Source organism: Streptomyces sp. NPDC038707 (genome assembly GCF_040636485.1).
Classification (GTDB): domain Bacteria; phylum Actinomycetota; class Actinomycetes; order Streptomycetales; family Streptomycetaceae; genus Streptomyces.
Window position 1 is genome coordinate 1 of record NZ_JBEZUP010000029.1, and the last position, 14,611, is coordinate 14,611.

The following is a 14,611-nucleotide window of genomic DNA, read 5'->3' on the forward strand; positions in this document are numbered from 1 at the left end:
AGCGCCTCACGCACCCGGCCCCGGTCACGCCGGTCCACCGACCAGGCCGCATAACCCTTCAGATGCGGGAACCGCGCCTTCTGCGCCTCGGTCAGCGTCGTCCTGACCAGCCTGATCCGGTGGGTGCCGTCGCCGGTTGGCGAGGAGCCACCGGTGCTGAGGGAGCCGTCGCGGGAGTACAGCAGCTGGGTGGAGGCGGCGCCCGCGACGCCGTTCCAGGCCACGGTGTCCCGGTCGATCCACACCGCCTCGGAGGCGGTCGCGTCCCGGGCGGTGGTCGGTCTTCCGCCGTCAGTGTGGGCGGCGGCCCCGGGGGCCGCGGCGAGGGGCTGGAGCAGGGTGACCGCGAGCAGCGCGGAAGCGACTGCCGCCAGCCGGTTGTGTGTCACGGGTGTGGACTCCTCGGGCCGATGGCTTGAGCGGACTGCGGCCACCCGGCTCTGCGGGAGCAGCCTCGTGGCCGTACGTCGGGCGCGACCGTAACCACGAGCGAGCTGTTACAGCAAGGGACTTGAAAGAATCAGCAAGGATTCTCAGTCCGGCCTCGCCGAGGCCCTCGCCCGGCGCGTGCAACGAGGTGGTCACATCCGGGGAACAGTGAAGGAATCTGTCTGCAACGTCTTTCGCAAGAGATTGCAACCTTGTATGTTCAACTCGCGCCCGGCGGCCGTTGGTTGAGACACACGGCACCCCGGCCCTGCTCTAGGGATGTTCCGGGCACCCAGATCAAGGAGTTGCTATGCGACGTGGCATGTCGATCGCCGCCGCGGTCATCGTGGTCGCCCTCACCGCTTCCGCCTGCGGTGGCTCGGGCGGGGACTCATCGAGCAAGCCGAAGGACCCGAAGGACATCTCCGGGACGATCACGTACTGGGACACCTCGGACGCCGCGACCGAGGCGCCGACGTACAAGGCGCTCATCAAGCAGTTCGAGAACAAGTACCCGAAGATCAAGGTCGACTACCAGAACGTTCCCTTCACCGACGTCGAGCAGAAGTTCAAGTCGGCCGCCAAGAGCGGCAAGGGCGCCCCCGACGTCGTCCGCACCGACGTGGGCCTGATGGCCGAGTACGCCGAGCTGGGCTACATCGCCCCGCTCGACGGCACCCCGGCACTGAAGGACACCGGTGACTTCAGCTCCGTCCCGCTGAACACGGCCAAGTACAAGGGCAAGACCTACGGCGTCCCGTCGGTCACCGACACCCTGGGCCTGCTGTACAACAAGAAGCTCCTGAAGCAGGCCGGCATCGCGGAACCCCCGGCCACCTGGGACGAGTTCATCGCCGACGCGAAGACCGTCAAGGAGAAGACGGGGGCCTACGGCACGTACCTGAACCCCGACTCCTACTTCCTGCTCCCGCTGCTCTACAGCAACGGCGCCGACCTGGCCGACCCCGCGGCGAAGAAGATCACGATCAACGACGCGGCCGCCGTCAAGGCGCTGACCACCGCGAAGAAGATCAACGACGAGGCGTCGATGAAGGTCGACTTCGCGAACGCCTACCAGAACATGCAGGCCGCCTTCAAGAACGGCAAGGTCGCCATGCTGATCCAGGGCCCCTGGTCGGTCGGCGACGACCTGAGCGGCCCGGCGTTCAAGGGCGACGAGAAGAACCTCGGCTTCGCGCCCGTCCCGGCGGGTGCCGGCGGCAAGGCCCAGGCCCCGACCGGCGGACACAACCTCACCGTGTACCAGGGTTCGAGCAATCTGGACGCCAGCTACCTGTTCACGCAGTTCATGACGTCGACGTCCAGTCAGGTCGAGATCGCCAAGGGGACCGGCACCCTGCCGACCCGCAAGTCCGCCTACACCAGTGAGGTCACCGGCAACCCCAAGATCGCCGGCTTCCAGCCGCTCCTGGAGAAGACGGCACGGGCACGCGTGGCGCTCCCGCAGGCCGGTTCGCTCTTCACGCCCCTGGCGCAGAACTACGTGAAGATCCTCCAGGGCGACGAGTCGGTCCAGGGCGGCCTCGACACCACCGCCAAGGAGTTCCAGAAGCTCCTGGACGGCTATTCCATCGGCTGAACCGCGGCGTACCGCCCGACGGCAACCGAAGAACACGCAGCCCCGGGGGACACCACTTCCCCGCTGCCGCCCCGTCCGGGGCTCCCCCGGGGCTGCGGTACCACCCGACTTCGCCCGCGAAAGAGCCGATGAGTATGACGACCGCAACGAGCACCGGAACGACCGACGAGACGGCCCGCGCCCACCGCGAACCACCCCGCGCACGGGGTACGTCGCTCCGCCGCGCCTGGGAGAAGTACTGGTACGCCTGGGCCATGGTGGCCCCGGTGGCCATCGTCATCGCCCTGCTGGTGCTGTATCCGCTCGGATACGGCTTCTACCAGTCGCTGACCAATGCGAACGAGTCCAACGTCGCCACCACCATCGGCGCCTTCCACCGCCCGGCCACCTACGACTTCGTGGGTCTCGACAACTACTGGCACGTCCTGTCGGGCGCGGACGGCGACTTCTACCCGCGGCTGGCGTGGACGGTCGTGTGGACGGTGTCCTGCGTCGTCCTGCAAGTCGGTCTCGGCACGGGGCTCGCGGTGCTGCTCAACCGCAAGATGCGCCTGCGGGGCTTCTACCGCGCGATGCTGATCCTGCCGTGGGCCGTCCCGTCGTTCATCGGCGTCTTCGCCTGGCGGCTGATGCTCAACTCCCAGTACGGGGTGTTCAACGAGATCATCCAGGCGTTCGGTCTGCCCGCGCAGAACTGGCTCGGCTCCCCGCTGTCCCAGAAGATCGCCGTCATCATGGTCAACGTCTGGATCGGCATCCCCTTCAACATGGTCGCCGTGCTGGGCGGGCTCCAGTCGATCCCCAAGGAGCTGTACGAGGCGGCCGAGATGGACGGCGCCTCGCCCTGGCAGCGCTTCGTCAACGTCACCGTGCCCGGACTGCGCCCGGTGTCGAACACCGTGATCCTGCTGGGCTGCATCTGGACGTTCAACATGTTCAACGTCATCTATCTGCTGCTGGGCAACAACACCACCGGCGACACGGACATCCTCGTCACCTTCGCCTTCCACAAGGCGTTCAACGGGATCTCGGACTACGCGGGAGCGGCGACCTACGGGATCATCATCCTCGCTCTCCTGCTCGCCTTCTCGACCTTCTACCGCCGCAGCACCCTGAAGTCCGAGCAGGCGTGAAGGAGCCATCGTCATGACCGCAGCAACGCACGAGACCACCACCACGCCCGAGGGCACCGCCCCGCTCCCCGCCGCCGTCCGCACGCCCCGCCGGGTGCGCGGCCGGGAGGAACGAGGGCTCGGCGCCTCCGTGGCCCTGCACGGCACGCTGATCCTGGCCACCCTGATCGCCGCCTTCCCGGTGGTGTGGGTGCTCTTCATCTCCCTGGGCCCGAAGAACGCCTGGCAGCAGCCGGGCGAGGTGCTGTCGCATCTCGGCTTCCACAACTACGGTGACGTACTGGCCCATTCGGACCTGCCGCAGTGGTTCCTGAACACCGTCATCGTGGCGGCCGGCACCACGGCGCTGGGCGTCTTCCTCGCCGCGACCGCCGGCTACGCCGTCTCCCGGATGCGGTTCCCGGGCAGCCGGCAGCTGATGTGGGTCTTCCTGGTCACCCAGATGTTCCCCAGCATCGTGCTCATCGTGCCGCTGTACCTGCTCATGGCCGAACTGCACCTGCTCGACAACTACCTCGGGCTGATCCTGGCCTACGCGACCACCGCCGTGCCGTTCTGCGCCTGGATGATGAAGGGCTACTTCGACACCATCCCGAAGGAGATAGACGAGGCGGGACGAGTGGACGGCCTGACCCCGTTCGGCACCTTCTGGCGGCTGATCGTGCCGCTGGCCCGGCCCGGTCTCGCCGTGACGGCCTTCTACAGCTTCCTCACCGCCTGGGGCGAGGTCGCCTACGCCACCCAGTTCATGCAGTCCGACCACTACACGCTCGCCGTGGGCATCCGCACCTTCGCCCAGGACCAGCGGCCCGACTGGGCGTGGACGTCGGCCACCGCGATCATCATCACCATCCCCGCCGCCCTCGTGTTCATGCTCGTGCAGCGCAGCCTGGTCTCCGGACTCACGGCCGGCGGCACCAAGTCGTGACCGGCACCGCCCCGTCCGGATCCCGGCGCCCGCCCACCGAGGACGCGCCCTCTCCGTCACCCTTCCACTCCCTGAGGGAATCCATGACCCAGCACGTCACCGGAACAGTCGCCCAGCAAGCCCCCGCCTCGGCCGCCCCGCACCGGGAGTGGTGGCGCGACGCGGTGATCTACCAGGTGTACCCCCGCAGTTTCGCCGACAGCGACGGCGACGGGATCGGCGACCTGCCCGGCATCCGCGCCCGCCTGCCGTACCTGAAGAAGCTCGGCGTCGACGCCGTCTGGCTGTCGCCGTTCTACGCCTCCCCGCAGGCCGACGGGGGTTACGACGTCGCCGACTACCGCGCCGTGGACCCCATGTTCGGCACCCTCACCGACGCCGACGACCTGGTGCGCGACGCCCACGCGCTGGGGCTGCGGATCATCGTCGACCTGGTGCCCAACCACTGCTCCGACCAGCACGAGTGGTTCAAGCAGGCGCTGCGCGAGGGCCCCGGCTCACCCCTGAGGGACCGCTTCCACTTCCGGCCGGGCAAGGGGGACGGGGGCGAACTGCCGCCCAACGACTGGGAGTCCATCTTCGGCGGCCCCGCCTGGACCCGGGTCACCGAGCCCGACGGCACCCCCGGCGAGTGGTACCTGCACCTCTTCGCGCCCGAACAGCCCGACTTCAACTGGGACCACCCCGCCGTCCACGACGAGTTCCGCTCCATCCTGCGGTTCTGGCTGGACCTGGGCGTCGACGGCTTCCGCGTCGACGTGGCACACGGCCTGGTCAAGGCGGCCGGCCTGCCGGACGTCGGCCACGACGAGCAGGTCAAGCTGCTCGGTACGCGGCCGGTGCCATACTTCGACCAGGACGGCGTGCACGACATCTACCGCGGCTGGCGGCGCATCCTCGACGAGTACCACGGCGAACGCGTCGCCGTCGCCGAGGCCTGGACCCCGACCGTCGAGCGCAGCGCCCTGTACCTGCGCCCGGACGAGCTCCACCAGGCCTTCAACTTCGACTACCTGGGCACCGGCTGGGACGCGGCCGGGCTGCGCGAGGTCATCGACCGCTCGCTGCGCGCCGTGAACGCCGTGCACGCGCCGGCCACCTGGGTGCTGTCCAACCACGACGTGGTGCGGCACGCCACGCGTCTGGCGGAGGGGGACCCGGCGCGCGGCCTGCGCCGGGCCCGCGCGGCGACCCTGCTGATGCTGGGGCTGCCCGGCTCGGCCTACCTCTACCAGGGCGAGGAACTCGGCCTGCCCGAGGTCGTCGACCTGCCCGACGAGGTGCGCCAGGACCCCGCGTTCTTCCGCACCACGGGCCAGGACGGCACCCGCGACGGCTGCCGGGTGCCGATCCCGTGGTCCGGCCAGGTGCCGCCGTTCGGCTTCGGCCCCGTCGAGGGCGGACCGGCCTGGCTGCCCCAGCCGGGGGACTGGAAGCACCTGACCGTCGAGGCGCAGGAGGGCGACCCGGCCTCCACGCTCGCGTTCTACCGCCGCGCACTCGCGGTCCGCCGCGAACACCCGGCGCTGGGCGCGGGCCGCCAGATCACCTGGCTGGACGCTCCGGAAGGGGTGCTGGCCTTCCGCCGCGACAGCGAGCACGGCTCCTTCGTCTGCACCGTCAACTTCGCCGCCGCTCCCGTCACCCTGCCGACGCCCGGGACCTTGCTGCTGGCCTGCGCGGACGTGCTGCCGGGCGCCGATACGACCGTGCTGCCCGGGGAGTGCGCCGTCTGGTGGGCGGCCTGACATGCGGCCGGTGCAGACCGTCCCCGTGACGATCCGGCTGGCCGACATCGCCGCACAGGCAGGCGTGAGCGAGGCGACCGTCAGCCGGGTCCTCAACGGCAAACCGAGCGTCGCCGCCGGCACGCGGCAGTCCGTGCTCGCCGCGCTCGACGTGCTGGGCTACGAACGCCCGGTGCGGCTGCGCCAGCGCAGCGAGGGCCTGGTCGGCCTCATCACCCCCGAGCTGGACAACCCCATCTTCCCGGCACTCGCCCAGGTCATCGGGCAGGCTCTCACCCGGCAGGGCTACACCCCCGTGCTCGCCACGCAGACACCCGGGGGTTCCACCGAGGACGAACTGACCGAGATGCTGGTGGACCGCGCGGTGGCGGGCATCATCTACGTCTCCGGGTTGCACGCGGACACCACCGCCGACACCAAGCGCTACGCCGATCTGCGCGCCCGGGGCGTGCCGTTCGTGCTCGTGGACGGCTTCTCGGCGAAGGTGCAGGCCCCGTTCATCTCCCCCGACGACCGGGCCGCGATGTCCCTGGCGGTGGCACACCTGGCCTCCCTGGGCCACACCCGGATCGGCCTGGCCGTGGGCCCCCGGCGCTTCGTGCCCGTGCAGCGCAAGATCGAGGGCTTCGTCCGCGCGGTGCAGGACCGGCTGGGCCTGTCGCCGGACCTGATCGAGTCCACGCTGATCCAGCACTCCCTGTACAGCCTGGAGGGTGGCCAGGCCGCCACCGTGGCCCTCATCGACCGGGGCTGCACGGCGGTGGTCTGTGCCAGCGACATGATGGCGCTCGGTGCGGTACGGGCCGCCCGGCAGCGCGGCATGGAGGTCCCCCGTGACTTCTCCGTCGTCGGGTTCGACGACTCGCCCCTGATCGCCTTCACCGACCCGCCCCTGACCACGATCCGCAAACCCGTGCCCGCGATGGGCCGCGCGGCGGTGCGCACGCTGCTGGAAGAGGTGGGCGGCACACCCGCGCCGCACAGTGAGTTCGTGTTCATGCCGGAGCTGGTGGTGCGCGGGTCCACGGCCGCACGGCCGAGGGCCCGCCACCCCGCCGCCTGACCCGGACGGGACTCACGGCAGGGGGAGCCGTCAGGGCATGTGTCAGGTGAACGGCAGGGGAGTGGACAGCAGCCAGGTGGCCGCCGCCGCTCCGCTCAGGCAGGCCGTCGTCCAGCCCGCCCAGGCCCGTCCGGAAAGACTCCGGGCCGCGTGCGCGGCCTCGGAGCCGATGACCACTCCGCAGATGAGGGTCAGGGACAGGTCGTCCCAGACGGGACCCGGCCGGCCGACGACCAGCCACCCCGCCGCACAGCCCGCCAGCCCGACGGCCATGTGGCGCCACGGCGTGGGGTTTCGGGGCTGTGATGAGGCACGCCCGCGGTGCGTGAGGATCAGCACGATGTCCGCGAGGACTGCCGCGATCGCAATCAACTGGTGCTCTCCGGAAGGTCCTGAAAAGATCGTTCAGCGGCGCCATGCAAGCACATATCGCGCCATTCCGGCCAGTCGGAGAGCGGAGTCGGCACACCTTGGTCAGGGGGAGTGCGCCGGGCGACCCGCGCCAGGGCTGTGGTCCCCCTTGCTCCCCCAGAAGCCGAGCAGGGCGCTGACGAGTGCCTCGGGTGCCTCTTCGGCCATGTGGTGCCCGGAGTCGATCGGCGCACCCTCCAGGCGGGCCGACGACCAGTCACGCCATACGCCCAGCACATCGCCGTAGAGGTCGGTCATGTCGTCGTGGACGGCCCACAGCACTTGCAGCGGACGGCCGATGCGCCGGCCCGCCCGCCGGTCGGCGTCGTCGTGCTGCCGGTCGATGCCGAGGCCCGCACGGTAGTCCTCGCACATGGCGTGCACGGTGGCCGGGTCGTGGATGGCGCGGCGGTAGTCCTCGTACGCCTCGGCGCCCATCTGCTCGGCGGTGGCCTTGTACCAGGCGTCAGGGTCGGCGTTGATGACGCGTTCGGCGGGCTTGTCGGTCTGCCCGAGGAAGAACCAGTGCCACCAGTCGGCGGCGAAGCCCGCGTCACAGCGCCGTAGCGCCTCCCCGATGGGCACGGCGTCCAGCACGCTGACGGCGGACACGGCTTCCGGGTGGTCCAGGGCGAGGCGCGTGGCCACGTACGCTCCCCGGTCGTGCCCGACGACGGCGAACCGGTCGTGCCCGAGACCGCGCATGACGGCCAGGCAGTCACCGGCCATGGCGCGCTTGGAGTACGGGCTGTGCCGCGCGTCGGTCGGCGGCTTGTCGGACTCGCCGTAGCCGCGCAGGTCGGGGCAGACCACCGTGTACCCCGCCGCGACCAGCAACGGGGCCACGCGGTGCCAGGTGGCATGGGTGCGCGGATGCCCGTGCAGCAGCAGGACCGGGGGACCCTCGCCGCCGTGCCGCACCCGCAACCGGACGCCGTCCCCCTCACGACGTGTCAACTCGAACCCGTCGAACATGCCACCTCCCGAGCCGGAACCACCATGGCTCCCCTGCCCCGGAGCGCCCCGGACACACGGCCGGACGCGGTCGGTCCGGTCCCGGACAGGGTGCCGGGCGCGGTCGGCCCGGCCGCCGAGCCTCAGCGGGCGGGCCGCCAGGTCTCGTCGTCGGCGGCACGGGCCAGGACACGCTGGAGAAGTCTGCGCAGGGACTCGACCTCGTTCACGGGCCGCGGATGTCCCTTCCGGGCCGGCCGCGACACACACCCGGACGACTCGCGGCTGCCGGCGCTCTCCTCAGGCCGCCGCGCGACGATCCCTGGCGGCCCTGTGCCGTGAACCGGACGATGACCGCCGGTACCCCCGTCGCGGCACTGCTCCTGCCGGCCGGCCACCACAACGGTCAGGCCGGTCCGCGCGTCCGTTCCCGCCGCGCCCGTCGCCTGACGAGGCCTACGCCTTGCGCGGCCGGCCGGTCCCGGATCCGACGCGGCCGGCCGCAGGGGGCTCTCCAATAGCAGTGCCGGCCGGTGCGGCGGCCGGATGCCCGGGTCCCGCGGCGCCGCCGTCGGCCGCCCCCGCCCGTGCGCCCTCTCACCCCGCGATCAGCCGGGTCACGGCCGCCGCGGCGGCGCCCAGGGCGACCACGAGCAGCGTGGGCCACTTCCGCCAGACCCCGAACGCGCCCACGGCCAGGCCCACCGCGCGGGCGTCGACCGCCAGCCGCTGGCCGTCGGCGAAGATCTGTGTGGAGATCAGCGCCGCGAGCAGCGTCGGCGCCATCAGGGCCACCACCCGCCGCATCCTCGGCGGCAGTTCCCGGCCGCCCAGCAGGACCGGCCCGGTGGCCTTCAGCGCCATCGACACCGCGCCCACGAGAAGGACCGCCAGCCATACTCCGCTCATCATTTCCTCAATCCCAGCAGACAGGCGACGGTGGCCGCGATCAGCGGCACGCCCGGGGCGGCGACCGGCGTCAGTGACAGGGCGACCGCGACCCCGAGGAGTGCGCACACCAGTGCGCGCCGATCGCCGATCTGCCCCTTGAGCAAGGCCAGGAAGAGCACGGGCGACACCACGTCCAGCCCGAAACGCAGCGGGTCCCCGACGTACTCCGCGCCCAGCGCGCCGACGGCCGTGCCACCCACCCACGCGCAGTAGACGACCACGCCCGCGCCCAGCAGCCGGGCGCGCGAGTAGCGGCCCCCGCCCAGGTGCCCCACGGCCCAGGACTCGTCCACCACCAACTGCGCGGACAGGAACCGTGCGACGGCGCTGCCCTTCATCACCGGGGCGACGCTGATCCCGATCGGCAGATAACGGGAGTTGAGGAGTACGGCGGCCACGATGGCCGCGGCGATGCCTCCGCCGGTGCCCACCACGGAAGCGGCCGCGAACTGGGCCGATCCCGCGAAGGTCGTCAAGGACATGGCGATGGGCGCCATGATCCCCATCCCGGCGGCCCGTGCCACCACACCGAAGGACACCGCGAAGCCGAGGACGGCGATCGCCAACGGGATCGCCATGCGCAGCCCGCGCAGCCACTCTTCCTTGAACCCGGGCAGGGGATAATGCCCTTCGGATGTACCGGAGGGAGCCGGTAATGCTTCTTGGGAGTCCATCGACCTTCCAGTCCGGAGACGGTCCATTACGGCAGATGATACGGAGCCATGATGCGCTTTACTAGTTACTCCGAGCATTCGGTGACATGGGCCGAGGACTTGGTGAACACCTACAACGTCGTGCGCGACGAGGAGAGGATGCCGGACACGGCCGCGCTGGCCGAACTGCTCATCGCGCACGGCATCCGGATCAAGCGCCCTCCCACCGGCAAGGACCTGCAAGAGGCCCGCACCGTGCGGGCGGCCCTGCGTGAGGTCTTCGACGCCCCGGACGAGGAAACCGCCGTCGCCCTCCTCAACCGGCTGCTCGCCGAGCACCACGCGGTCCCGCGCTACACCAACCACGACGGCGCATGGCACCTCCACGTCACCGACCCGCAGGCCCCGCCCGTCGACCAGTACGCCGTGAACGCCGCCATGGGCCTCCTCGGCGTCATCACCACCACGGGGATGAGCCGCCTGCACATCTGCGACGGCAACCGCTGCGCCGAGGTGTTCGTGGACGTCTCCCGCAACCAGTCACGTCGCTACTGCAGCCCGCAGATCTGCGGCAACCGCGCGAGCGCCGCCGCGCACCGGGCCCGCCGCCGGGAGACCACGGCCGACCGCCACGGCGCGCCGTAGCCCGGTCTCACGGCCGTGCCTCACCGGGCGGTGCCGCGGGGGAGGCGGCGGTGTCCCGCCAGGCGCTGGGTGAGCAGCCGTAGACGTCCTTGAAGGTGCGGCTGAAGTGCGCGGCGTTCCTGAAACCCCAGCCGCGGGCCACCGCCGAGATCGTACGGCCGGCCCGGGACCGGCGCAGCAGTTCCCGCGCGCACTCCTCGATCCGCCGCCGCTGGATGAGCCGGTGCACCGTGGTGTCCTCGCCCTCGAACAGCACGTGCAGATAGCGCAGCGAGATGCCGTGGGCCTCGGCGACCCCTGCCGGCGACAGGGCGGGGTCACGCAGGTGCGCGTCGATGTGGGCGCGGACCGAGGCCAGCAGCACGGCGCGCGGCGTGTCCGGCACCCCGTCGCCGGGGCCGGCCGCCTGCTCGTCGACGAGCGTGGCGACCAGGTCCGCGACATGGCCGGCGAGACGCTCCCTGACGTGGTCGTCGAAGGCCGCGGCACCGGAGGCGAGTCGGGCGGCGAGCGGACGCAGCAGCGCCGCCACGCCCCCGGCCGCGGGGATGGCGCGGCCGGTGAGGTGCGGGACGCGCGGCGCGGACGGCCCGAGCGAGCGTTCGGGCATCCGCAGGGCGTACAGGTGGAACGGTGTGTGCTGGTCCAGCGCGAAGGGGCGGCTCAGGTCGAGCAGGGCCAGCTGACCGGGGCGCACGACGTCCTCGCGGCCGTCCTGCCGGATGGCGCCGGTGCCTTCCTGCTGCACGAGCAGGGCCAGGCGGCCGTCCCCGGCGGCCGGTACGGTCCGGTCGGCGCGGCTCAGCCGCAGCGGGGCCGCCCGCAGCGACAGCAGCCGCAGCCGGCCCGCGTCGCCCGAGCCGAGCGTGCCCCGGAAACCGGAGGTTCCCTCGGGCAGGGTCACCTTCACCGGCGCCAGCCGCCGCCGGACCGCACGCTCCCACTCCCTGGCCCGGACCGCCCCCGGCACCGGTGCCGTTCCTGCCTCGTCCTGCACGGTCGCCCCTTCCTGTGCTCCGGCCCCGGCGGGGCGGATGCGTGACCATCAGCCTGGTCGGGAACGACGGGGAGGGGGGTAGGCCATCTGACCTGTGCCGCGGGTGCGTGTGACCTGTTTTGCGGGTGTGGGACCTCTTCCGGGGCGCCTATGCCGCGCCGCGCTCCAGAGCGCGCGCCAGGGCGGCGCGGGACGCGATGCCCAGCTTGGGAAAGATCTTCGCCAGGTGTCCGCCCACGGTGCGCGGGGACAGGCTCAGCCTGGCGCCGATCTCCTTGTTGGTGAGCCCGTCCGCCGCGAGCTGCGCGATGCGCAGTTCCTGCGCCGTGAGCGCGAGGCCGCCGCCCGGCCGGACGGCGGCGGACCGCAGCGCGCCCTCGGCCCGCTCGGCCCAGGGCGTGGCGCCCAGCGCGCGGAACGTCTCCCGGGCCTGCCGGAGGATTCCGGGGGCTTGCGGGCGGCGGTGGTCGCGCAGCCAGGTGCCGTGGGCCAGTCGCAGCCGGGCCAGTTCGAACACCCACTGGTCGGCGCCGGGCACGTCGTAGGCCGCCCGGTAGAGCGCGTCGGCCTCCTCGTCGGCGGCGGCCAGCGCCCGCGCGGCGGCCAGCAGGAAGGCGTGGTGCGGGGAGATGTCGTCCATCCGGGCCGCCTCGCCCGCCGCCACGTGCGCCCGTGCCTGCGCGGTCCGCCCGGTGCGCAGCGCCGCGTCCACGAAGTCGAAGAACGGCAGGTGGAACCAGGGCAGCCCGGGCGGCAGGACGCCGGGCGGGGTCAGACCGGCCAGGGCGGTGTACGCCTCCTCGTCCCGGCCGTGGCCGAGGGCGGCCAGGGCTCGCAGATGGGTGAGGTGGTCCGTCACGAACTTCATCCGCACCCGTTCGGCGAGCGGCCGGATCGCCCGGTCCACCGCGAGCAGACCGTCCTCGTCGCCGCGTCCGGCGAGGAAGTGGGCGTAGTGGTGCCGGAAAAGCAGGGCGTTGCAGTGGTAGCCCAGGGCGTCGGCGGCCTCGGCCTCGCGCAGGCACACCTCCGCCTGGTCCCAGTGGCCGCGGAGATAGTTCTGGTAGCCGCCGGCCTTGGCGATGCTGCCCTGGGTGGCGTAGGCGTGCTGTCCCAGGAAGCGGCGCCACAGCGAGGCGTCGGCCATGTCGACCGCGGCGGCGGTCCACAGCAGCAGCCATGCCGCCCCGGCCTGCTGTTCCTGGCTCATCGTGGCCGCCGTCGCGCGCAGTTCGCCGCCCGCGCCGTGCGCGGTGCGGGCGGGATCGGACCAGGCCCGGCGGCACAGGTCGGCCAGCGGGGAGACCTGGTGCCGGTGGGCGCGCAGGGCGGCCCAGCCGCGTGCGTCGGACGTGTACACCGTCGCCAGCAGCAGCTTGAAGTAGACCTGTTCGGCGAGGTCGGCGAACGGGCCGGCGCCCGCACCGGTGCGGGACAGGGCGTCCAGGGCCTGCGGGAGCAGGGTGAAGGACGACTCGAAGTCGACGTGGTGGCTCTGGTCGACGTAGACGACGGCGTAGGCGTACAGCGGCGCGCTGTCGGCGGGGACCGGCGCGCGGCGCAGTTCCTCGAGGAGTTTCGCCGCGTACGGCAGCCGTCCGCCGCGTGCGGCCATGGCGGCGGCCCAGGTCAGCCGGCGGGCACGGGCTCCGGCGTCGGTGCTCAGGGCGGCCGCGCGGTGCAGCAGCAGGGCGCCCTCGGCGTCGCCGCCGCGCAGCGCGAGCCGGCGGCCGGCCTCCTGGAGCCGTCCGGCGAGCGCGTCGTCGGGCAGGACGGTGGCGTCGGCCTCGTGGCCGAGCGCCCGGGGGTCGTCGTGCGGCAGGGCGGCGGCGAGCCGGCGGTGGGCGGCCCTCCGGTCGGGCCCGGAGGCCCGGGCGACGACGGCCCCGCGCACCAGAGGATGCCGGAAGGCGAGCCGGCCGTCGGGCTCCAGGCGGGCCAGGCCGCTGGCCTCGATCTCGTCGAGCACCTCGTCGGCGCGCCGGGGATCGAGACCGTCCAGCAGGGCCGGGGTCACCCAGGTCGCCGCCGTGCCGCCCAGGGCCGCGTGGAGCAGTACCCGGGCGGCCTCGCCGGACAGGCGGTCCAGCCGGGGGGCGAACAAGCGCTCCAGCCGGGGTCCGAGCGGGAACCTGCCCGGCAGCGGCATGACGCCGCGGGCCTGGTCGGGGTGGAGGTGTCCCGGCAGTTCGACCAGCGCCAGCGGGTTGCCGGCCGCTTCCTGGAGGATGCGGTCGGCCGTGGTGACCGCCAGGTGCGGGTGCCGGCGCCGCAGCAGGGTGCGGGCGTCCTCACCGTCCAGGGCGGCCAGGTCGACCACGCTGCCGGGCCGGCCCTCGGCCGCGGGCCCCTCCGGGCGGCCCGCGCTGACGAAGGCCAGCGGCACCTCGGCGGTCCTGCGCTGCAGGAACGCGAACACGGCCGCGCTGGAGGAGTCCACCCATTGCAGGTCGTCCACGAGGACCAGCACCGGGCGCATCCGTGCTTCGCCCGCGAGGAGCGCCAGCACGGCGGCCCCGACCAGGAATCCGCCCCGGACCGGTTCCGCGGCCTCCCCGAGGGCGAAGGCCAGGGCCCGCCGCTGCGGCTCGGGCAGCGCGCGCATACGATCCGACAGCGGCCACAGCAACTGGTGCAGCGCGCCGAACGCCACACCGGCCTCGGCCTCGGAGCCCACCGCGCGCAGCACGGTGAAGCCCAGGGCACGCGCCTCGGCGTGGGCCCAGTCCAGCAGGGCCGTCTTGCCGATGCCGGGCGCGCCCTGCACCAGGGTGCCCGTGCCGCCGCTGCCTGCCCGGGCGTCGTCCAGCACGCGCCGCAGCAGGGCCTGTTCGGGGCCCCGGCCGGCGAGCGGGGGACGGTTCTGGTCCGGACGGTCCGGAACCGGAGGACCGTCAGCCCGCCCGGCCACCGCGACCGACGCGGACTGACCCGCGACGGCACGCGGAACGGGCACGGCGGCCCCGGGCGCCGGCACGACACCCCCTGCACGCGGCCCGCTCCACGCGACCGCCGGCACGACACCCCCTGAACGGGCCCCGGCTCTGCCGGACACCCTGGTCCGCGGGGCGCCGGTCCCCGGGGACGCCGTGGCCGACC

General features: G+C 72.6%; 13 protein-coding genes. 6 read left to right on the top strand and 7 right to left on the bottom strand.

Going from position 1 to position 14,611, the window contains the following annotated elements; all coding sequences use genetic code 11:
* Positions 1–389: hypothetical protein (locus AB0E62_RS30000; protein WP_362200647.1), on the bottom strand; the 389-nt coding region annotated here is incomplete at its 3' end.
* A gap of 350 nt (positions 390–739) precedes the next feature.
* On the opposite strand from AB0E62_RS30000, the gene AB0E62_RS30005 reads away from it, so the two are divergent.
* The 5 genes from AB0E62_RS30005 (at position 740) to AB0E62_RS30025 (ending at position 6,901) form a co-directional block, all read left to right on the top strand.
* The gene (locus tag AB0E62_RS30005) at positions 740–2,029 is read left to right on the top strand and encodes an extracellular solute-binding protein (RefSeq protein ID WP_362200650.1); all 1,290 of its coding nucleotides are present in this window, start codon (positions 740–742) and stop codon (positions 2,027–2,029) included.
* Between the two features lie 134 nt (positions 2,030–2,163).
* Positions 2,164–3,162 (top strand): sugar ABC transporter permease, encoded by a 999-nt coding sequence (locus AB0E62_RS30010; protein ID WP_362200653.1) that lies wholly within the window; start codon positions 2,164–2,166, stop codon positions 3,160–3,162.
* Positions 3,163–3,175: 13 nt separating this feature from the next.
* Complete coding sequence (locus AB0E62_RS30015; protein WP_362200656.1) at positions 3,176–4,090, top strand: ABC transporter permease subunit; 915 nt, start codon at positions 3,176–3,178, stop codon at positions 4,088–4,090.
* Between the two features lie 83 nt (positions 4,091–4,173).
* A complete protein-coding gene (locus tag AB0E62_RS30020; protein ID WP_362200659.1) occupies positions 4,174–5,838 on the top strand; it encodes a glycoside hydrolase family 13 protein in 1,665 nt (554 codons plus the stop codon).
* A 25-nt stretch (positions 5,839–5,863) separates the two neighbouring features.
* Entirely contained in the window at positions 5,864–6,901 is a 1,038-nt protein-coding gene (locus tag AB0E62_RS30025) for a LacI family DNA-binding transcriptional regulator (protein ID WP_362200878.1), read from the top strand.
* Positions 6,902–6,943: 42 nt separating this feature from the next.
* Here the strand turns inward: AB0E62_RS30025 and AB0E62_RS30030 are convergent, their stop codons facing one another.
* The 4 genes from AB0E62_RS30030 to AB0E62_RS30045 all read right to left on the bottom strand — a co-directional run bounded on the left by AB0E62_RS30030 (position 6,944) and on the right by AB0E62_RS30045 (position 9,891).
* Positions 6,944–7,174, bottom strand: coding sequence for a hypothetical protein (locus tag AB0E62_RS30030; RefSeq protein WP_362200662.1), 231 nt, complete (start codon positions 7,172–7,174; stop codon positions 6,944–6,946).
* A 201-nt stretch (positions 7,175–7,375) separates the two neighbouring features.
* Entirely contained in the window at positions 7,376–8,287 is a 912-nt protein-coding gene (locus tag AB0E62_RS30035; protein ID WP_362200665.1) for an alpha/beta hydrolase, read from the bottom strand.
* Between the two features lie 576 nt (positions 8,288–8,863).
* A complete protein-coding gene (locus AB0E62_RS30040) occupies positions 8,864–9,178 on the bottom strand; it encodes an AzlD domain-containing protein (protein WP_362200668.1) in 315 nt (104 codons plus the stop codon).
* Positions 9,175–9,891 (bottom strand): AzlC family ABC transporter permease, encoded by a 717-nt coding sequence (locus tag AB0E62_RS30045; protein WP_362200671.1) that lies wholly within the window; start codon positions 9,889–9,891, stop codon positions 9,175–9,177. Before AB0E62_RS30045 ends, AB0E62_RS30040 begins: the two co-directional genes overlap by 4 nt.
* A 48-nt stretch (positions 9,892–9,939) precedes the next feature.
* Between AB0E62_RS30045 and AB0E62_RS30050 the strand changes: the two genes are divergently transcribed.
* Positions 9,940–10,515 carry a CGNR zinc finger domain-containing protein gene (locus AB0E62_RS30050; RefSeq protein WP_362200674.1) on the top strand — a complete coding sequence of 192 codons (576 nt, stop codon included), beginning with the start codon at positions 9,940–9,942 and terminating at the stop codon, positions 10,513–10,515.
* A gap of 7 nt (positions 10,516–10,522) precedes the next feature.
* Here AB0E62_RS30050 and AB0E62_RS30055 read toward each other — a convergent pair whose 3' ends face one another.
* Together AB0E62_RS30055 and AB0E62_RS30060 are read right to left on the bottom strand one after the other, a co-directional pair.
* Complete coding sequence (locus AB0E62_RS30055) at positions 10,523–11,512, bottom strand: helix-turn-helix domain-containing protein (RefSeq protein WP_362200677.1); 990 nt, start codon at positions 11,510–11,512, stop codon at positions 10,523–10,525.
* A 148-nt stretch (positions 11,513–11,660) separates the two neighbouring features.
* A complete protein-coding gene (locus AB0E62_RS30060) occupies positions 11,661–14,468 on the bottom strand; it encodes a LuxR family transcriptional regulator (RefSeq protein ID WP_362200680.1) in 2,808 nt (935 codons plus the stop codon).
* Between the last annotated feature and the right edge of the window lie 143 nt (positions 14,469–14,611).